Origin of the sequence: Pseudomonas sp. lyk4-R2A-8 (assembly GCF_030209095.1) — a bacterium.
GTDB classification, from domain to species: domain Bacteria; phylum Pseudomonadota; class Gammaproteobacteria; order Pseudomonadales; family Pseudomonadaceae; genus Aquipseudomonas; species Aquipseudomonas quebecensis.
In genome coordinates this window covers 22,657-42,758 of sequence record NZ_JARVSS010000017.1, presented here as the reverse complement: position 1 = coordinate 42,758, position 20,102 = coordinate 22,657, and the positions used below count along the sequence as shown (strand labels likewise).

15 protein-coding genes are annotated in these 20,102 nt (G+C 59.7%); 5 read left to right on the top strand and 10 right to left on the bottom strand.

The features are described from left to right. Nucleotides 1-108: 108 nt before the first annotated feature. The 5 genes from rbfA (at nucleotide 109) to QRN10_RS17710 (ending at nucleotide 5,006) form a co-directional block, all read left to right on the top strand. Entirely contained in the window at nucleotides 109-504 is a 396-nt protein-coding gene (rbfA, locus tag QRN10_RS17730; RefSeq protein WP_065883945.1) for a 30S ribosome-binding factor RbfA, read from the top strand. 3 nt (nucleotides 505-507) lie between these two features. Further along, nucleotides 508-1,425 (top strand): tRNA pseudouridine(55) synthase TruB, encoded by a 918-nt coding sequence (truB, locus tag QRN10_RS17725; protein WP_034117853.1) that lies wholly within the window; start codon nucleotides 508-510, stop codon nucleotides 1,423-1,425. A 115-nt stretch (nucleotides 1,426-1,540) separates the two neighbouring features. After that, complete coding sequence (gene rpsO, locus QRN10_RS17720; protein WP_003176135.1) at nucleotides 1,541-1,810, top strand: 30S ribosomal protein S15; 270 nt, start codon at nucleotides 1,541-1,543, stop codon at nucleotides 1,808-1,810. A 193-nt stretch (nucleotides 1,811-2,003) separates the two neighbouring features. Continuing rightward, on the top strand, nucleotides 2,004-4,109 hold the full coding sequence (gene pnp / locus QRN10_RS17715) for a polyribonucleotide nucleotidyltransferase (RefSeq protein ID WP_181080012.1): 2,106 nt from the start codon (nucleotides 2,004-2,006) through the stop codon (nucleotides 4,107-4,109). 294 nt (nucleotides 4,110-4,403) lie between these two features. Beyond that, nucleotides 4,404-5,006 carry a BON domain-containing protein gene (locus QRN10_RS17710; RefSeq protein WP_181080011.1) on the top strand — a complete coding sequence of 201 codons (603 nt, stop codon included), beginning with the start codon at nucleotides 4,404-4,406 and terminating at the stop codon, nucleotides 5,004-5,006. A 269-nt stretch (nucleotides 5,007-5,275) separates the two neighbouring features. Here QRN10_RS17710 and QRN10_RS17705 read toward each other — a convergent pair whose 3' ends face one another. From QRN10_RS17705 to QRN10_RS17660, 10 genes are all read right to left on the bottom strand, one after another. Beyond that, on the bottom strand, nucleotides 5,276-8,209 hold the full coding sequence (locus QRN10_RS17705; RefSeq protein ID WP_253509401.1) for a DUF748 domain-containing protein: 2,934 nt from the start codon (nucleotides 8,207-8,209) through the stop codon (nucleotides 5,276-5,278). 87 nt (nucleotides 8,210-8,296) lie between these two features. Continuing rightward, nucleotides 8,297-9,313 carry a class I SAM-dependent rRNA methyltransferase gene (locus QRN10_RS17700; RefSeq protein ID WP_253509399.1) on the bottom strand — a complete coding sequence of 339 codons (1,017 nt, stop codon included), beginning with the start codon at nucleotides 9,311-9,313 and terminating at the stop codon, nucleotides 8,297-8,299. 65 nt (nucleotides 9,314-9,378) lie between these two features. After that, on the bottom strand, nucleotides 9,379-10,248 hold the full coding sequence (locus QRN10_RS17695; protein ID WP_285428800.1) for an oxygenase MpaB family protein: 870 nt from the start codon (nucleotides 10,246-10,248) through the stop codon (nucleotides 9,379-9,381). Nucleotides 10,249-10,264: 16 nt separating this feature from the next. After that, nucleotides 10,265-12,202, bottom strand: coding sequence for an acetate--CoA ligase (acs, locus tag QRN10_RS17690; protein ID WP_285428799.1), 1,938 nt, complete (start codon nucleotides 12,200-12,202; stop codon nucleotides 10,265-10,267). Nucleotides 12,203-12,307: 105 nt separating this feature from the next. Further along, nucleotides 12,308-13,972, bottom strand: a complete 1,665-nt coding sequence (gene pgi, locus QRN10_RS17685; RefSeq protein ID WP_181080006.1) for a glucose-6-phosphate isomerase — start codon at nucleotides 13,970-13,972, stop codon at nucleotides 12,308-12,310. Between the two features lie 222 nt (nucleotides 13,973-14,194). Next, a complete protein-coding gene (gene panC, locus QRN10_RS17680) occupies nucleotides 14,195-15,046 on the bottom strand; it encodes a pantoate--beta-alanine ligase (protein WP_285428798.1) in 852 nt (283 codons plus the stop codon). After that, the gene (panB, locus tag QRN10_RS17675) at nucleotides 15,043-15,843 is read right to left on the bottom strand and encodes a 3-methyl-2-oxobutanoate hydroxymethyltransferase (protein WP_253509391.1); all 801 of its coding nucleotides are present in this window, start codon (nucleotides 15,841-15,843) and stop codon (nucleotides 15,043-15,045) included. The genes panC and panB overlap by 4 nt, the downstream gene beginning before the upstream one ends. Nucleotides 15,844-16,057: 214 nt before the next feature. Continuing rightward, on the bottom strand, nucleotides 16,058-16,555 hold the full coding sequence (folK, locus tag QRN10_RS17670; RefSeq protein WP_181080003.1) for a 2-amino-4-hydroxy-6-hydroxymethyldihydropteridine diphosphokinase: 498 nt from the start codon (nucleotides 16,553-16,555) through the stop codon (nucleotides 16,058-16,060). A gap of 2 nt (nucleotides 16,556-16,557) precedes the next feature. After that, complete coding sequence (locus QRN10_RS17665) at nucleotides 16,558-17,961, bottom strand: polynucleotide adenylyltransferase PcnB (RefSeq protein ID WP_181080002.1); 1,404 nt, start codon at nucleotides 17,959-17,961, stop codon at nucleotides 16,558-16,560. Between the two features lie 692 nt (nucleotides 17,962-18,653). Next, a complete protein-coding gene (locus tag QRN10_RS17660) occupies nucleotides 18,654-20,093 on the bottom strand; it encodes a sigma-54-dependent transcriptional regulator (RefSeq protein ID WP_181080001.1) in 1,440 nt (479 codons plus the stop codon). Between the last annotated feature and the right edge of the window lie 9 nt (nucleotides 20,094-20,102).

Below are 20,102 nucleotides of genomic sequence, written 5' to 3'. Positions count from 1 at the left end.
AGCGTACGGACTCTAAACGCAACGCCCGGTCTGGCTTTTGTCAGGCCGGGCGTTTGCCGCTTTCAGACCCCACGGGTTTCACCGTGTGGCAGTAACAGGTAACAAGACATGGCAAAAGAATACAGCCGTACCCAGCGTATCGGCGATCAGATGCAGCGCGAGCTGGCTCAACTGATCCGTCGCGAAGTCAAAGATCCGCGCGTTGGCCTGGTCACCATCACCGCTGTGGAAGTGAGTCGCGACGTGGGTCACGCGAAGATCTTCATCACCGTGATGGGGCAGGACAACAGCGAAGAAATCGCGCAAAGCATCAAGGTGCTTAACGCTGCAGCAGGCTTCCTGCGCATGCAGTTGGCCCGTGAAATGAAGCTGCGCAGCGTTCCTCAGTTGCACTTCCACTACGACGAAAGCGTCGTACGCGGCGCGCACCTGTCGGCACTGATCGAGCGTGCCGTGGCTGAAGACAGCCAGCACCCGTCCACACCTGAAGACGCCAAGGAGTAAGCGGTGGCTCAGGTCAAACGTATCCGTCGCAATGTCAGCGGCATTATTCTGCTCGACAAGCCCATTGGCTTTACCTCCAATGCCGCGCTGCAGAAGGTCCGCTGGCTGCTCAACGCCGAAAAGGCCGGGCACACCGGGAGTCTCGATCCGCTGGCCACCGGTGTATTGCCGTTGTGCTTCGGCGAGGCCACCAAGTTTTCGCAGTACCTGCTCGATTCCGACAAGGGTTACGAAACCCTGATGCAGCTGGGCAAGACCACCACCACGGCCGATGCCGAAGGTGATGTTCTGCAGGTTCGCGATGTGACCGTTGGTCGTGCTGATATTGAGGCTGCTTTACCCGCTTTTCGCGGGGAAATCAGTCAGATACCGCCAATGTACTCGGCCCTCAAGCGTGATGGGCAGCCGCTTTACAAGTTGGCGCGTGCGGGTGAAGTAGTGGAGCGCGAACCGCGTTCTGTTACTATTGCGCGCTTGGAATTGCTCGCCTGTGAAGGCGACACCGCGCGCCTGGCGGTGGACTGCAGCAAAGGCACCTATATCCGTACCCTGGTGGAAGATATCGGTGAAAAGCTCGGTTGCGGCGCGTACGTTGCAGAGCTGCGGCGCACACAGGCCGGCCCTTTCAGCCTGGCACAGACCGTGACCCTGGAAGAGCTGGAAGCGGTGCATGCCGAAGGCGGCAATGAAGCGGTTGATCGCTTTTTGATGCCATCGGACAGTGGGCTGCTGGATTGGCCATTGCTGCACTTCTCGGAGCACAGCGCGTTCTACTGGCTCAACGGCCAGCCGGTACGCGCGCCGGATGCCCCGAAGTTCGGCATGGTGCGGGTACAGGATCATAACGGTCGCTTTATCGGTATCGGTGAAGTGAGCGAAGACGGGCGCATCGCGCCGCGTCGACTGATTCGGTCAGAATGACCGAACGAGTGTGGCTGTTAACAGGCATGGTCAACACTCATTTTTAGATACAGGGATTTGTCCCTGGCCTGTTGAAACCATCCTTTGGGTGGTTTCCTGAAAGAAGGATTGCCTCATGGCTCTCGACGTTCAAGAAAAAGCACAAATCGTAGCTGACTATCAGCAAGCTGTTGGTGACACTGGTTCGCCAGAAGTGCAAGTTGCACTGCTGACCCACAACATCAACAAGCTGCAAGGTCACTTCAAGGCCAACGGTAAAGACCACCACTCCCGTCGTGGTCTGATCCGCATGGTAAACCAGCGCCGTAAGCTGCTGGACTACCTGAAAGGCAAGGATCTGGGTCGTTATCAGGCTCTGATCGGTCGCCTGGGTCTGCGTCGCTAATAAGCGATTGCGCTAGAGGTTGGTTGTCTGCCGTGTGTCAGTGCGATTGCGCTGGCCCATGGCAGGCTCCCAGCCTCAAGTTTTATCTGGATACACGTTTTACCCTGGACGAGCGTCGGGCCGATTCCCGGCATTGCCCAAGAATTTCGCAAGAAGACAAGTTCCCCAAGAGCCACAAAGAAGGTAGGACACCGTGAACCCGGTTATCAAAAAATTTCAGTTCGGTCAGTCGACCGTTACCCTCGAGACAGGCCGTATCGCCCGTCAAGCCTCCGGCGCAGTGCTGGTTACCGTTGATGACGACGTCACCGTATTGGTGACCGTTGTGGGTGCCAAGACCGCTGACCCAAGCAAAGGCTTCTTTCCTCTTTCCGTTCACTACCAGGAAAAGACTTACGCTGCCGGTAAGATCCCTGGCGGTTTCTTCAAGCGTGAAGGCCGTCCTTCCGAGAAAGAAACCCTGACGTCCCGACTGATCGATCGCCCGATCCGTCCACTGTTCCCAGAAGGCTTCATGAACGAAGTGCAGGTTGTCTGCACCGTCGTTTCCACCAGCAAAAAGACCGATCCGGACATCGCTGCGATGATCGGTACCTCGGCTGCCCTGGCCATCTCCGGCATTCCTTTCGATGGCCCGATCGGTGCTGCCCGTGTTGCGTTCCACGAAAGCACCGGCTACCTGCTGAACCCGACTTACGAGCAACTGAAAGCATCGAGCCTGGACATGGTCGTTGCCGGTACCTCGGAAGCCGTACTGATGGTTGAATCGGAAGCCAAAGAGCTGACCGAAGACCAAATGCTGGGCGCTGTATTGTTTGCCCACGACGAGTTCCAGGCCGTTATCAAAGCGGTCACCGAGCTGGCTGCCGAAGCCGCCAAGCCAACCTGGACCTGGGCGCCACAGGCTGAAGCGACCGAGCTGCTGGCCGCGATCCGTTCCGAGTTCGGTGCTGCCATCTCCGACGCCTACACCATCACCGTCAAGGCCGACCGCTACGCTCGCCTGGGCGAGCTGAAGGATCAGGTTGTGGCCAAGCTGTCCGGCGAAGAAGGCCAGCCTTCCGCCAGCGACGTCAAGGCAGCTTTCGGCGAAATCGAATACCGCACCGTTCGCGAAAACATCGTTAACGGCAAGCCACGTATCGACGGTCGCGACACCCGCACCGTGCGTCCGCTGAACATTGAAGTCGGCGTCCTGCCGAAGACTCACGGTTCGGCTCTGTTCACCCGTGGTGAAACTCAGGCGCTGGTTGTTGCAACGCTGGGCACCGCCCGTGACGCGCAACTGCTGGACACGTTGGAAGGCGAGAAAAAAGACCCCTTCATGCTGCACTACAACTTCCCTCCTTTCTCGGTGGGCGAGTGTGGTCGCATGGGCGGTGCCGGTCGTCGCGAAATCGGTCACGGCCGTCTGGCTCGTCGTTCGGTTCAGGCCATGCTGCCGGCTGCTGACGTGTTCCCTTACACCATCCGCGTGGTATCGGAAATCACCGAATCCAACGGTTCCAGCTCCATGGCTTCCGTGTGCGGTGCTTCCCTGGCGCTGATGGACGCTGGCGTACCGATGAAGGCACCGGTTGCCGGTATCGCCATGGGCCTGGTTAAAGAAGGCGAGAAGTTCGCCGTCCTGACCGACATCCTGGGCGACGAAGACCACCTGGGCGACATGGACTTCAAAGTAGCCGGTACCGCCAAAGGTGTGACCGCGCTGCAGATGGACATCAAGATCAAGGGCATCACCGAAGAGATCATGGAAATCGCCCTGGGCCAAGCCCTGGAAGCGCGCCTGAACATCCTCGGCCAGATGAACCAGATCATTGGTCAGTCGCGTACCGAGCTGTCGGAAAATGCCCCGACCATGATCGCGATGAAGATCGACACCGACAAAATCCGTGACGTTATCGGTAAAGGCGGCGCGACCATTCGTGCAATCTGCGAAGAAACCAAGGCCTCGATCGATATCGAAGACGACGGTTCGATCAAGATCTTCGGTGAAACCAAGGAAGCTGCGGAAGCCGCGCGTCAGCGCGTGCTGGGTATCACTGCGGAAGCCGAGATCGGCAAGATCTACGTCGGTAAGGTTGAGCGCATCGTCGACTTCGGCGCATTCGTCAACATCCTGCCAGGCAAGGACGGTCTGGTTCACATCTCCATGCTGAGCGATGCTCGCGTTGAAAAAGTGACCGACATCCTCAAGGAAGGCCAGGAAGTGGAAGTGCTGGTACTGGACGTGGACAACCGCGGCCGTATCAAACTGTCCATCAAAGACGTGGCAGCAGCCAAAGCTTCGGGTGTTTAACCACCCTGGTTTTTAAGCTGAGAAAAGGACTCTACGGAGTCCTTTTTTATGCGCGATGGAAAATGCCTGAAAATCAGACGGTTAATGCGTATTCAAAAGCCGCAACTTGCATGCAGGAGCAGGGGGCTTCATGCAATATGCACGATTCCGAAATTAGCCATGTTTTATAACTCATTGTTTTTTAAGGATTTAATCGTCCGAACAGAATTGGCACAGTGTCTGCAATATCCCTGTTAACGCTGCAGCATCAAGGTTTACACGCTGCAGACTTTTGATAAAACAGGAGTTACTCGTATGAAGAAGTTCGCTCTCGCTACCGCAACAGCTACCGCTCTGACCCTGGCCATGGCTAACGCCGCCTTCGCCCAACCTACCCAGGCGCCAATGACCCTGGCTGCTGGCGAGATGACCAAGGCTAAAGAGTCCACTTCGGATACCTGGATCACCACCAAAGTCAAAGCTGACTTGCTGACTGAAAAAGGCATTCCAGGTTCGGACATCAAGGTTGAAACCAACAAAGGCGTGGTTTCCCTGTCTTCCGACGTAGCTATCTCGGACTCGCAGAAAGCGACTGCCGTAGCCATCACCAAGAAAATCAAAGGCGTAACCGCTGTTTCCGCTGACGGCCTGCTGGCTGGCGGCGCTGTCAAAGCCGATAACATCGACAAATCCAAAGATGCCACTTCGGACACCTGGATCACTACCAAAGTGAAGGCTGATCTGGTTACCGAAAAAGGTATTCCTGGTACCGACATCAAGGTTGAAACCAACAAAGGCGTGGTTTCCCTGTCCTCCGCTACCCCAGTGACCGAATCGCAGAAAGCCACTGCTGTTGCGATCACCAAGAAAATCAAAGGCGTTAAAGCTGTATCGGCCGACGGCCTGAAAGCTGAGTAACGCTCGACAGTTCGTCTGAACTTAGCGGCGGCGGCGCGTGAGTTAGATATCCACTCAATGCACCTCTGAGGTTCATGCGACCGACCACACGGAAGTGGTCATTACAGGCCCCGGCACTTTGTGTCGGGGCCTGTTCTATTTCAGGCAGCAATTAAACGTGGCGATCCAGCGTGCTGTAGTTAGAGAGCTTGCCCCAACCGGAGCCGGCTTCCCCCGCCGACCCTCACCGCACTCAAACCTGTCATAAAGAGGCTGAATGACGCCGTCCATCACTCAGCATCCAGATGCATCGGTGTCACCACCCGACCATCCTTCTCAGCCTGCCCCAGCTGCGCGTCAATGAAGTAAACCCGGTCGTCCTCCAATTGCCCCTTATCCACAAGGTAATCCTTGATGGTGCTGGCACGGTCTTGTCCCAACTGGCGCAGTAACACATCACTGCCACTCCAGAACTTGATCACGCCGTCCTTGAGTTTGGCCGAGCGTTCGTCTCGGCTCAGGTCTTTCCACTCCGCAGGCGGCTGCTGTTTCAAGCGGGTGCGGTAGATGCCTTCGAGCAACGGGGCTTTTTCGTTTTCCGGGACCTGCAGTAACGACGCCTGGGCCGGAACCTTGTCGCCCCGACGTTGCAGCATCTTGTAGTAGTTGTATTGGTATTCGCGCTCCAGGCGCTGTTCAGCCAGGAATGGCCCGTCGCTGCTGGCTGCGGCGGTGCCTTCGATTTCCAGGCGCAGGGCAGGGCGTTCTTTAAGCGCTGTGGCCAGTTTATTCAGCGCGCCCTCGGCGTCTTTGCTCAATTCACTGGAGCCGGGCGCGAACGATACGTTGCCCAAATCTTCTGAACCGCCGCCGGTGACCAGCCCACCAATGAATTTGAAAGGCGCCGTGGCGGCGCGAACCACCAGGTTACGCAAAGTCTGCCAAACGATCGGCATGACACTGAATTGGGGGTTATTGAGGTCGCCACTGACGGGCAGCTCGATGGAGATCTTGCCATCACTGTCCTTGAGCAGCGCGACCGCGAGACGGATCGGCAGATCCACGGCATCGGCGCTGTCGACTTTTTCGCCCAGTTGCAGCTGCTCTACCACGACTTTGTTTTCGGCCTTCAATTGTCCCTTGATGATTACGTAATGCAGGTCGAGGTTCAGGCGGCCCTTACGAATGCGGAAGCCCGCGAATTTGCCCGAATAAGGCGTGAGGGTAGTCAGCTCTACCCGTTTAAAGCTGGTGGCGATGTCCAGCGCCGCCATCGGGTCGAACGGGTTGACACTGCCTTTGATGGTTACTGGCGCATAGCGGTCCACCTTACCCTTGATATCGACGCTGGCAGGCTTGGCCTGGCGACTGTCGATGGTACCGATCTGGCCGTTGAGCTGTTGAATCGCCGTGGCGAAGTTGGGCGTGAGACTGAAGTCGGCGAAATTGGCCGAACCATCGTTGATCGCAATCTGCCCAATGCGAATGCCCAGCGGTTTGTCTTTACTCGCGGCCGGTTTGGCCGCCGACTTGGCGCCAGTGTCCGCCGGCTGCGGGATCAGCAGGTCATCGACATTGGTGGTGCGGTCATCGTTGATCATGAAACGGGCATACGGTTGCAGCAGGTTGACCTTGTCGATCGACAGGCTTTCGCCATGTTGGTAATTCACGCCTTCGAGCACCAGACGCTGCCATTTGAGAAAGTCGCGGGTCTTGAGGGTGTCGAGGGTATGCAGTTGATCGACCTGCGCTCGGCCGGTCACCTGCAGCGCCAGCGGATCGGTGCTTTTCAGATTGACGGCGAGATTACTGCCCAGCATGCCGCTGCGCAGTTCCAGACGAATGAAGGGGCTGATATAGGACTGGGCGACGCGCAGGTCGATGTCCTGGGTATTCACGTTGAGCCTGGCGCTGACCGGGTTGAGGTTAACCTCGCCACTCGCCTGGAGCTTGCCTTGTTTACCCACGCCGCTATCGATCTTCAGGTTGAAGGGGCTGCCGTTGAGGCTGTCGAAGTTCTGCATGTCGACGTTCAGCGGGCCCAGCTCCAGTGCGACCGCAGGCTTGGCCTGACGATCGGCCAGATGCACTTGGTAGTTGCGCAGTTGCACATCCTTGAGCAGCACTTGCCAGGGTTTGCTTGGCGCGGCGGGCTCAGCCTTGGGCGAGTCAGCGGTGGCAGGGGCGCTGGCCGGCTCCGCCGCCTTGGCCGGTTTGCTCGGTTGGCCGGCGAACAGTTTCTGCCAGTCGAGTTGCCCGTCGGCCTCACGCGCGGCCCAGGTTTCGAGTTTATTGCTGCGAATCTTGCCGACGACCACTTGTTGTTTGGCCAGGTCCACCGTGGTGTCGCTGACGTCCAGGCGCTCCAGGCGTACCAGTGGCCGCCCGTCCGGCGCCTTGATGGCAAACGGCGCGATACTGGCGGCGGTGTTGGTCAGGTTCAGTTCGGTTTCTTTGGCAAGACTGAATTTATAGTCGGTGCTCAGGTTGAGCACGCCATCCTCAAGCACCAGTGGCAAGGCGTCACGCACATAGGGCCACCAGGCTTTCATCTTGCCGTCGGTGACTTTCAGGGTGCCCTGAGACGTAATCGGCACCAGGCTGAAATTACCTTTCCAGTCGATATGCCCACCCTCGGGGCCGGCGGCGACCAGGGTCATGTCGGCGTTGTCTTCGGGCAGGGTACTGAGGTTCTTCAGTTCGAAGTCGAGCTTGTCGTAGAGGAATTCGATGGGCTCGCTGGGGCGCAAGTCCTCAAAGTGCACATAGCCACCGGCCAGCTTGATGCTGTCGATACGCAGCGGAAAGGGCTTGGCGTCAGGATCAGTCGGCGTTGGCTCACTGGGTGGCAGTTTGAACAACTGCGCCAGGTTCAGTTGGCCGGATTTGTCGAACAGCAATTCGGTTTTAGGCTTGTCCAGTTGCACATCGGCCAGGTGCAGGGCGCGGGACCATAAGCTGTCGAGTTGAAGATTGGCGTACAGGCGCTCGAAACCCACATGCTCCTTGCCCGGTTCTCCGATTTTCAGGCCCCAGACCGTCAGCTCAAGGCTGAACGGGTTGAGTTCGATCCGCTCGATGCGTGCCGGCACCGTGGCGTACTCGGCCAATTGTTGGTTGGCAATGCGAAGGCCAATGCCGGGGAGGATCAAAAAGCCCAGTAAGCTGTACAAGGCCAGGGCAGTCAACAAGGCGCCGGCGGCGCGGATCAATCCTTTGGGCATGGGTGACGCCATCTATGTCGAACAAGGAGTGCCTTGGAGTATGGCACGGGTTTTCGGTTCCGAAGAACCGGGCGTTTGAGACAAGTCTTACAGCTGCAAGATCAGCGTTTTCAGGGGTGGCTGGTGATCCTGGGAAGGGAAATCCGCGCCCGGAGCCATCACTTTCCAATCACGTACCGGGCGTCCGGCTTTTTCCGCGCAGCGCAGCACCTGTTCACGCCAGTCGTCCATGCTGACCTTTGCCAGGTTATTGCAGCAGATCAGCACGCCGTTGTCGGCCGTCGCAAGCAGAGCGGGCTTGAGTAGGCTCTGATAGTCGCGAAGCAGGTCGACGGTGCCGAAGGCGCTCTTGGCCCACGCGGGTGGGTCGAGCACGACCAGGTCGTACTGGCGCTGTTCCAGGCGTGGATAGCTCGGCAGTTTATGCCCGCGCCGCTGGGTGATCGGCAGGCCGGCCAATTGGCGGATCGCCGGGAAGTAATCCGACTGCACGAAATGCATGGGCGGTAGTTGAGGGTTGAGCTGGCCGTTTTCGCGTCCGACCGCCAGGTTGCCCTCGGCGAAGTCTAGGTTGCACACTTCGCTCGCGCCACCGGCGGCGGCGCTCAGGCCCACGCCGCAGGTATAGGCGAACAGGTTCAGCACGCGCTTGCCGGCAGCCTGTTCCTTGACCCAGCCGCGAGTGTTGCGCAGATCGAGAAACAGCAGTGGGTCCTGGCCGGCATGCCGACCACGCACGCGGTACTTGAGACCCCATTCATGGCCCACCAGATCTTCCAGCGCGGCGGGTTCGGCGCGGTATACCGTGTCTTCGCGATCGATCCGCGAGTTGCCGCGAGAGCGGTCGTTGTACACCAGCAGCAATTCCAGGCCCATGTGCTGATTGATCTGTCGATGCAGGTCCAGCAGGTCGGTGGTTGGCAGCGATTGATGAAAACTCTGCACCAGCAATTGCGGGCCGTAGCGATCGATGGTCAAGCCGCCCACGCCTTCCTGGCTACCGTGAAACAGTCGATAGCAGTCGGTGCCTTGAGCATGCAGTTCGTTGATCAGCGCCTGGCGGTGATCGAGGGCGGCGCGCAGCGCCTGATTCAATGAAGACATGGAGCGCGCCTTGCGTAGGGGATGTGGGCAGAAGGGCGCGCAGTTTAGCAGCTATGGCAGGCCGGCTACAGCAACCCCATCCGGCGATGGGCACGTTGCACCGAGCCGTTGCGCATCGCCCAGCGCAGCAACGGTGCACTGCGCTTGACCCCGGCGCGGATCATCCGCCGTTGCAGCGGGCTCTGATACTGGTCGAGCAAGGCGCTGGCCCAGTCCGGCAGCAGGTCGATGCCGGCCTGCATCATCAAGGCGCCCAGCGGTCTGGCCAGTGGGCTTGGCGCAGGCGCATTGAGCAGAAGGTGCAGCACCTCCCGGCTGCGCTCGTCGCACAGCAGCTGTGGGCGGATTCGCTGCAGATACTCGGACATTTGCTGCCTGGAACGCGGTACGTCCTGCGCGCCCAGGCGTTCGGCAACCAGTGCGATTTCGCTGTAGTAACGGTCCTGATCGGCGCCCGAAAGATGCGGGTTGCGGTAGCGCAGATGGGCGGCGAGAAAGTTGCTCACTTCCGCCACATGCACCCAGGTCAGCAGTGCCGGATCGCTCGCCGCGTAAGGGCGCCCGTCCGGCGCATGGCCGACCACTTGCAGGTGGATGGTGCGCACTTTTTCGATCAGCCACTCGGCATCCTTGCGTGAGCCGAAGGTAGTGCCGGAAATGAACTGCGAAGTACGGCGCAGACGTCCGAGCATGTCCTGACGGAAGTTCGAATGGTCCCACACCCCGGCGAGAGCCAGTGGGTGCAAGGCTTGCAGCATCAACGCGCTGATCCCGCCGATCAGCATGCTGCTGAAGTCGCCATGCACTTGCCAGCTGACGGAGTCTGGCCCGAACAGGCCCGGATCGCCCTTGGGGTTTTCCAGGTCCAATTGGCCTAGAGACAGGCCCGTCAGACTCATCAACTGGGTTTCGATACGGCTGCGGATAAATTCCATGACGACTTGAGGCTTCCTATCGGTTCAGGCGTTTGTCGATCAGGCCATCCACTACGCTCGGATCGGCCAGGGTTGAGGTGTCGCCGAGGCTGTCCAGTTCGTTACAGGCGATTTTGCGCAGAATTCTGCGCATGATCTTGCCGGACCGGGTTTTCGGCAGGGCCGGTGCCCATTGAATCAGCTCCGGTTTGGCGAAACTGCCGATTTCCCGGCTGACCAATTCCAACAGGTGTTGTTTCAGCGCCTCGCTGGGCTCCACACCGTTCATGGGCGTGACAAACGCATAGATACCCTGGCCCTTCACATCATGGGGGTAGCCCACCACGGCGGCTTCGGCCACTTGATCGTGCAGGACCAGTGCGCTTTCCACCTCGGCAGTGCCGATACGGTGCCCGGAGACGTTGATCACATCATCGATGCGCCCGGTGATCCAGTAATCGCCGTCCTCATCGCGTCGTGCCCCGTCACCGGTGAAGTAGTAGCCGGGATAGGGTTTGAAATAGGTGTCGACCATGCGCTGCGGATCGCCGTATACGCTGCGGATCTGCCCCGGCCAGCTGGCTTTGATTGCCAGCACACCGCTGCCTGGGCCGGTAATGACGTTGCCTTGTTCGTCCAGCAGCACCGGCTGCACGCCAAACATCGGCTGGGTAGCGCAGCCGGGTTTGATGCGCTGGGCGCTGACCAACGGGCTGAGCATGATGCCGCCGGTTTCGGTCTGCCACCAGGTATCGACAATCGGGCAGCGTTGTTCGCCCACGGCGTTGAAGTACCAGTCCCAGGCTTCCGGGTTGATCGGCTCGCCTACGCTGCCCAGCAGCCGCAGGCTGGCGCGCGAGGTGCTTTCCAAGGGGCCGTGGCCTTCACGCATCAAGGCGCGCAACGCGGTGGGCGCGGTGTAGAAGATATTGACCTGATGCTTATCGATCACTTGCCAGAAGCGTGAGCTGTCGGGGTAACTGGGCACGCCTTCGAACATCAGCGAGGTGGCACCGTTGGCCAGCGGCCCATACACGATGTAACTGTGGCCGGTGACCCAGCCGACATCGGCGGTGCACCAGAAGACTTCGCCGTCGCGGTAGTCGAGCACGTACTTGAAGGTCATTGCCGCCTGCAGCAGGTAGCCACCAGTGGTGTGCAGCACGCCTTTGGGTTTGCCGGTGCTGCCGGAGGTATACAGGATGAACAGCGGGTCTTCGGCATCCATCGGCTCGGGTGGGCAATCATCGTTGGCGGCGGCCAGGGTTTGTTGATATTTCAGGTCGCGACCATCGCTCCAGTTCACGGCCGCCCCGGTGCGTTCCACCACCAGCACGGTGCTGACATCCGGGCAACTGGCCAGGGCTTTGTCGACATTGTTTTTCAGTGCCACTGGCTTGCCGCCGCGCACGCCCTCGTCGGCGGTGATCACGGTGCGGCAATCGGCATCCAGGATGCGGTCACGCAGGGCGTCCGGCGAGAATCCACCGAACACGACCGAGTGCACCGCACCGATGCGCGTGCAGGCGAGCATGGCGTAGGCGGCCTCGGGAATCATGGGCATGTAGATGCACACCCGGTCACCTTTTTTCACGCCACGGCTTTTCAGTACGTTGGCCAGGCGGCAAACGTTCTGGTGCAGTTGGCGGTAGGTGATTGTGCTGGAGTTTGTCGGATCGTCGCCCTCCCAGATGAAGGCCGGCTGATCGGCGCGTTTTGCCAGATGGCGATCGATGCAGTTATAGCTAACGTTCAACTGGCCGCCGGCAAACCATTGGGCGGCGCCGGTGGTGATGTCTGACTGTTGGACGGTATGCCATGGGGTTATCCAGTCGAGAAAAGCGCTGGCCTGTTCGGCCCAAAAGCTATCGGGTTGCTCGATGGATTGGCGGTACAGGCGCTGATAGTCCTTTTGACTGAGTTGCGCAGCCCGGCGGACGTCATCGGCGGCGGGAAACGTGCTGATATCGAACATGAGCGGTCCTTATTCTTGTTGTCGGGACAAGGCATAAAGATGCACCCAGTGCGGGGAGGGGGCAAGGCCAACGTCCAAACGACGTTGGCCCGGCAGGCACTGCTATCAGCCGCGGTGACGGCCGCGGAAGTAGTTGATCAAGCCCTGCGTCGAAGCATCCTCGGCCGAGGTTTCTTCGGCGCCGGTCAGGCGGTTGTACACGCCTTTGCCCAGTTCTTTGCCCAGTTCCACACCCCATTGGTCGAAGGCGTTGATCCCCCAGATCACACTTTGTACGAACACCTTGTGTTCATACATGGCGACCAGAGCACCCAGGCGCCGCGGGCTGATACGCTCGACCACCAGGGTGTTGCTCGGACGGTTGCCGGGGATCACTTTGTGCGGCGCCAGCTTCTGCACGTCGTCTTCGGCGATGCCTTTGTCCCGCAACTCGGCTTCGGCTTCACTGCGGGTTTTACCCAACATCAGCGCCTGGCTCTGGGACAGGCAGTTGGCGTACAGCCACTGATGGTGGTCGGATACAGGATTGAAGCTGACGATCGGCACGATAAAGTCGGCCGGGATCAGTTGGGTCCCTTGATGCAGCAACTGGTGGTACGCATGCTGACCGTTGCAGCCCACGCCGCCCCAGATGACCGGGCCGGTGTCGGTAGCCACTGGCGTACCGTCCTGGCGCACGCTCTTGCCGTTGGATTCCATGTCCAACTGCTGCAAGTGCTTGGTGATGTTACGCAGGTAGTGGTCGTACGGCAGGATCGCATGGCTCTGCGCGCCCCAGAAGTTGCCATACCACACGCCCAGCAGGCCCAGCAGCACCGGCATGTTGGCCTCGAACGGCGCATTCTGGAAGTGCTGGTCCATGGTGTAGGCACCGGACAGTAGTTCCTTGAAGTTGGACATGCCGATGGCCAGGGCGATTGGCAAGCCAATGGCCGACCACAGCGAGTAACGACCGCCGACCCAGTCCCACATCGGGAAGATGTTTTCTTCGCGGATGCCGAAGGCCACGGCCGCCGCGTTGTTGCTCGATACGGCAATGAAGTGGCGGTACAGCTCAGCTTCCGAACCACCCTGGGCCAGGTACCAGGCGCGGGCGGCCTGGGCGTTTTTCAAGGTTTCCAGGGTGTTGAAGGATTTCGACGAGACGATAAACAGCGTGGTCTCGGCGCGCAGCTTCATGGTCAGTTCGTGGAACTCACTGCCGTCGATGTTTGCCAGGTAGTGGCAACGTACGCCTTTGTGGGCGTAGGACAGCAGGGCTTCGGAGACCAGCTCCGGGCCTAGGAACGAGCCACCGATGCCGATGTTCACCACGTCGGTGATCGGCTTTTCGGTGTAGCCACGCCACAGGCCGTCGTGGATGCGGCCGACCAGGTCGGTGATCTGGTTCAGCACCTTGTGCACGTCCGGCATGATGTTCACGCCATTGACCGACAACTTGTCGCCTACCGGGCGGCGCAGCGCGGTGTGCAGGGCAGGGCGGCCTTCGGAGGAGTTGACCGGTTCGCCGGCGTACAGCGCGTCGATGGCGTCCTTGAGGTTGACTTCCTTGGCCAGGGCTACCAGCAGGTCGCGGGTTTCGCTGGTGATCAGGTTTTTCGAGTAATCGAGGAAAAGCCCGCAGCTGCTCAAGGTGAATTGGGAAAAACGCTGGGGATCGGCATTGAATGCTTCGCGCATGCTGAAATCCTGCATGGCTTGGCGGTGTTGAGTGAGCGCTTGCCAGGCGGGCAGAGCGGTAACGTCATGAGGGGTGCGGTAGTACGCCATCGCTGCGGGTTTCCTTTTATTACGGGGACTGCCTTTAGGACACTTCAAAGCCCGGAACGTCCAGTCTTTTATCAAGGGCTGGGTGCCAGACAGCGCTAACCATAGCGCAGGGCGATTACATTAAACCTCGCGTGTGCATATGTCTTGGCTTTGTCTGCGCTGTAGCCGGTACTTTTTTATACCGGCACAGCGGATGGGGCAATGGCGGGGCGTCGGGAGGGGTCAGTCGAGGGTCAGGTGCAGGTTATCGATCAGGCGCGTCGTGCCCAGGTAGGCCGCGACCAGAATTACCACGTCACGGTCTTCGGCCGTGGCCGGGCGCAGGTGTACGCCCTGGCGCACTTCCAGGTAATCCAGGCGCAGGCCGGCAGCTTCGATGTGCTGGATCTGCTCGGCGCGCAGCCTGGCGAAATCGCGGTCTCCGGTTTTGATCGCCGCGGCCATCTGGCTGAGGCTGCGGTACAGCACTGGTGCGATGGCACGTTGTTCGTCACTCAGGTAGCCGTTGCGCGACGACAGCGCCAAACCATCGTCGGCGCGGACCGTCGGTTCACCGATGATCTGGATCGGCATATTCAGGTCGCGCACCATCGCGCGGATCACGGCCAATTGCTGGTAGTCCTTCTGACCGAACACGGCCATGTCCGGCTGGACCATGTTGAACAGCTTGCTGACCACCGTGGCTACGCCCTCGAAGTGCCCGGGGCGACTGGCGCCGCACAGGCCTTCGGACACTTGCGGGACGCTGACGCGGGTCTGGCCGGCCATGCCGTCGGGGTACATCTCTTCAACAGTGGGGGCGAACAGCAGGTTGCAACCGGCCTGCAGGAGTTTTTCCTGGTCGGCGGCCAGGGTGCGCGGGTATGTGTCCAGGTCTTCGCCGGCACCGAATTGCAGTGGGTTGACGAAGATACTGGCGACGACGAAGTCGGCCTGCTGCGCAGCCTTGGTCACTAACGTGGCGTGGCCGCTGTGCAGGTTACCCATGGTGGGCACAAAGCCGATGCGCTTGCCGGCCTTGCGCGCATGGGCCACGGCGGCGCGCAGTTCTCTTACGGTTTTTACGGTGTTCATGCAGAAAATCCGTGTTCGGCGCCCGGGAACGTCACGCCTTTGACTTCGGCGACGTAGGCGCTCAAGGCGGCGTGAATGCTGTCCTGGCCGACCATGAAGTTCTTCACGAACTTGGGTACGCGGCCGCTGATCGACAGCCCGAGCATGTCGTGCAATACCAGCACCTGGCCATCGGTGGCGGAGCCTGCGCCGATTCCAATCACAGGCACTTTGACCGCTTGGGTGATTTCCGCCGCCAGTTCGCTCGGCACGCATTCGAGCAGAATCATCGCGGCGCCGGCTTGCTCCAGCGCGATGGCATCGGCGCGCATCTGCCGCGCCTGGGCTTCCTGGCGGCCTTGCACTTTGTAACCGCCGAGCAGGTTGACCGACTGCGGGGTGAGGCCCATGTGCGCACACACTGGCACGCCGCGCTCAGCCAGCAGGCGGATCGAGTCGGCAAGCCACACGGCGCCTTCGACCTTGACCATGTGCGCACCGGCCTGCATCAGCTTGCCGGCATTCGCGAACGTTTGCTCCAGGGTGGCGTAACTCATGAACGGCAGGTCGGCGATGATGAACGCGCCGTCGTTCCCGCGCTTGACGCTGGCGGTGTGGTACGCCAGTTCATCCGTGGTGACTGGCAGTGTGCTGTCATTCCCTTGAAGAACCATGCCCAGGGAATCACCTACCAGCAACACCTCGACGCCGGCCTGGCAACTGGCGTGGGCGAAGGTGGCGTCGTAGCAGGTGAGCATGGTGATTTTTTCACCTTTGAGCTTGAGGCTCTGCAAGGTGGTCAGGGTAATGTCTGGCATGAAAAGGGTCCTCGTTCAGGCGCTTGGAAACAGCGAGTAACGCGCGTGAGTCTTCGTTTATACAGGCGCACCGTCTTGATAGCAGTGCTTATAAGGCCTGGATTGCGCCCTTTAGCGCCGGGTTGGCGGCAGCAGGACGCCTATAGTCGTGAGGAGGACACGGGAAGTCAATTGGATGTGTTACCGCATTGTTACGATGGCGGTGTTACCGCTGTTACTGACGCGATTCAGCAACGGGGAGCCGTTCCAGGCCGACAAACGGGCAGGCTTCCAGCAAGGCGCTGAGGCGTCTGCCATCCGGCAATTGCAGCTCGGCAGGCGCCAGTTCCGCCAATGGATACAACACGAACGGACGCAGGTGCAGCTGGTAATGGGGCACCTTCAGGCGCGGCTCGTCGATCAGGCGATCGCCAAATAACAGGATGTCCAGGTCGAGCGTGCGAGGGCCCCAGCGCTCGAGGCGTTCGCGACCCTGGTCATTCTCGATGGCTTGCAGTGCATCGAGCAGGTCCAGTGGCGCCAGATCGCTGTCCAAGGCCGCGACCGCGTTGGTATAGCGCGGTTGGCCGGGCAACAGGGAATCGCTTTGATAGAAAGCGGAAACGCCGGCGAGGGCAGTGCCGGGCAGGCCGGCCAGTGCTTGGACTGCCCTGTGCAGCTGCTGGTCCGGGGCAGCCAGGTTGCTGCCCATGCCGATGTAGATACGTTCCACGCTTATTCGCCTGCGGCGCCCGAAGCATCGGCGGCGCTGCGTTTGCGCTTGGCGCCGCTGCGACGCCGTTTTTTCGGTCCTTCGCCGGCGGCATCACCTTTGCTGCCCAGCTCACGGATCATCTCGCGTCGCCCGCTGTCGTTGGCGTCCTGATAGTCGGTCCACCATTCGCCCAGGCCGTCGGTCTGCTCCCCGGCACTTTCGCGCAGCAGGAGAAAGTCGTAGCCGGCGCGGAAGCGTGGGTTTTCCAGCAATAGATCGGCGCGTTTGCCGCTGCGACGCGGCAGGCGCTCCTGCATGTCCCAGATCTCGCGGATGGGCAGGGTAAAACGTTTAGGGATGGCGATGCGCTGGCACTGCTCGGTGATCAATTCGTGAGCGGCTTCCTGCATCGCCGGAATCGGCGGCATGCCGCGTTCCTGCAGGCGCAGCACGCGTTTTGGCAGGGCGGGCCACAACAGCGCGGCAAACAGGAAGGCCGGGGTCACCGGTTTGTTTTGTTTGATGCGCAGGTCCGTGTTGATCAGCGCTTCACTGATCAGCGTGTGGGTGTAAGTCGGGTTGTATTCCAACGCTTCGGCACTGGCCGGGAACAGCGGATCGAACAGCTGCAGGTCGACAAGCATTTCGAACGTGTCGGCGGCGTAGCCTGAGAGGAACAGCTTGAGGACTTCCTCGAACAGGCGTGCCGAGGGGATTTCCCGCAGCATCGGCGCCAGGTCGCGGATCGGCGCGGCGGTGTGTTTTTCGATACCGAAGTTCAGCTTGGCGGCGAAGCGCACGGCGCGCAGCATGCGTACCGGGTCTTCCTGGTAGCGCTGGGTCGGGTCGCCGATCAGGCGGATCAGGTTGTTGCGAATGTCGTGCACGCCGTTGGCGTAGTCGAGGATGCGCTCACTGACCGGGTCGTAATACAACGCGTTGATGGTGAAGTCGCGGCGCTGCGCGTCCTCTTCCAAAGTGCCATATACGTTGTCACGCAGGATGCGTCCGCTTTCGTTGCGGGAAGACTGGTTGGTGTCTTCCTCTTCATCGTTTTGCGGGTGGCCTGCGCGGAACGTGGCGACTTCGATGATTTCTCGGCCAAAGTGGATATGCACCAGCTTGAACCGGCGACCGATGATCCGCGCATTGCGAAACTCGGCACGCACTTGTTCGGGCGTGGCGCTGGTGGCCACGTCGAAATCTTTAGGCGTGATATTGAGCAGCATGTCGCGTACGCAACCGCCTACCAGGTAAGCCTGGTAGCCGGCGTTCTGCAAACGTTCGACGATATTCACCGCATAACGACTGAATTGAGCGCGCTGCAACGAATGCTGGCTGCTGTTGAGCACTTCAGGCGTGCTGCGTTTGTGTTGCGTACGACGCAAGGGAGAACGGAATGACTGGAACAACTTCTTCAGCATGGGATGCACTGTTTGAAGGAATGTTCGGCCATAACGAAGAATGACCGCATGATGGGCCGGGATTCTAGCATTTAGTCAGGGGATGGTGTAGGAACAAGCTACAGGCATTGCGCCATAGGCTCTGGAACGTCAAATCGCGGAAACTACAAGGGGAGCCGAAGCTCCCCCAGAAGTAGTTGCGTGCTCTATTTTTATTATTGGTCGGGCTTCTTGTTTTTGTTGATCGCCCTCGCCATGAAGCTTCACCTTCATGACACTCCCAATCGGGAGTCAAGAGCAAACGGATTGCTTTGGTCGCTGTGTTGCTGATCTACGATCCAACCAGTTCAGGCTCTGCCTTAGGGCAGTTTTTGTTGTTCTCGGCCTGGTTGCGGGGCAAGCCCCAAATGCAACGCCTCTCCAAAAGAATCAGTTAGCTGCGCCTCCGCCGTGTTGTTTTTGTTATGCGTGAGTCGATTCGTCTTATTTTTATTGTCTTGTACAAAGCTTGTTATTGTTTTTGTACTAAGCATATAGCAGGGTGCGTGCCAACTTTTTCAAAGCCCAGTAAAACCGGGGGTTTGAGGTGGTTTCGGCTTTTTGACGGACGAAAAAAAGCCGGGGCTTCGTTACCGTAAGCCCCGGCTTTTGTTACGCGAATTGTCTGCGGTAACAGTTTTTTCACATTCTTGGGTGTTACCTGCGTACGCGCCTCAGCTTTCGCTGGCCACGCCGGTCTTGCGCCGCGGAATGCCCAGGCGCTGACGTCGTTCCCACAGGCACTTGCGGCTTACGCCTAATTTGCGCGCCAGCTCGGTCTCGGTCATATGGTCCTGATGCTCCAGGACGAAATGCTGGAAGTAATCTTCCAGCGACAGATCTTCCGTCGGCTCATGGCTGGTGTTACTGGCCGCGCCCTGCTGTGGGGCAAGGCCGATGAACTCATCGTCTTCCAGATCACTGAGTTCAATATCGATGCCCAGCAGCTCGGCGGAGATTTCCGGGCTTTCCGACAGGATCACCGCGCGCTCCACGGCGTTTTCCAGCTCGCGCACATTACCCGGCCATGAGTAATGCCGAATAGCCTGTTCGGCATCCGGAGCAAATTTCAGGTCGGTTCGGTTGATGCGCGCACTCTGGCGTTGCAGGAAGGCACTGGCGATTTCGTTGACGTCGGCGCCGCGCTCACGCAGCGCCGGCAGTTTGAGGGCGATCACGTGCAGGCGGTAGTACAAGTCTTCACGGAACTGGCCAATCTTGGCCAGGCTCTTGAGGTCGCGGTGGGTCGCGGCGATCAGACGCACATCGACCTTCTGCGATTGCACCGAACCGACCCGGCGAATTTCGCCTTCCTGCAGCACACGCAGCAAACGCGCCTGGGCTTCCAAAGGCAGTTCGCCGATTTCGTCGAGGAACAACGTGCCGCCGTCCGCCGCTTCCACCAGGCCGGCGCGTCCAGCGCTCGCGCCGGTGAAGGCGCCTTTTTCGTGGCCGAACAGCTCGGATTCGATCAGCGATTCCGGGATCGCCGCGCAGTTCACCGAAATCATCGGTGCCTTGGCGCGCTTGGACAAGTTGTGCAGGGCTCGGGCTACCAGTTCCTTACCGGTCCCGGACTCACCCTGGATCAGTACATTGGAGTCAGTAGGCGCGACTTTGCGGATCTTGCTGTACAGGTCCTGCATCGGCGGGCATGAGCCGATAATGCCGATCTCGCCATTGCTGTTGTCCACACCGGGCTTTTCGGCACCGTTGGTGGCTTTGCCGGCGGGGCGTTGTTCGGCCTGCACGCTGCCGGCCGACTGCCGGTCGCGCAGGATGCGGGCCACTGCCTGAAGCATTTCGTCATGGTCGAAAGGCTTGGCGATGTAGTCCACCGCGCCCATCTTCATGGAGTCCACCGCCGAGCGCAGGCTGGCGTAGCTGGTCATGATCAGCACCGGCGTGCCCTGGCCGAGTTTTATCAACTCGGTCCCAGGCGCGCCCGGCAGGCGCAGGTCGCTGACGATCAGGTCGAACGTAGGAATGCTGAAGCGCTCCTGAGCTTCCTGTACCGAGCCGGCTTCGCTGACCTGGTACTGATTACGTTCAAGCAGGCGACGCAGGGCAGAGCGGATAATGGTTTCGTCTTCGACGATCAAAATGTGCGGCATTGATTCAAT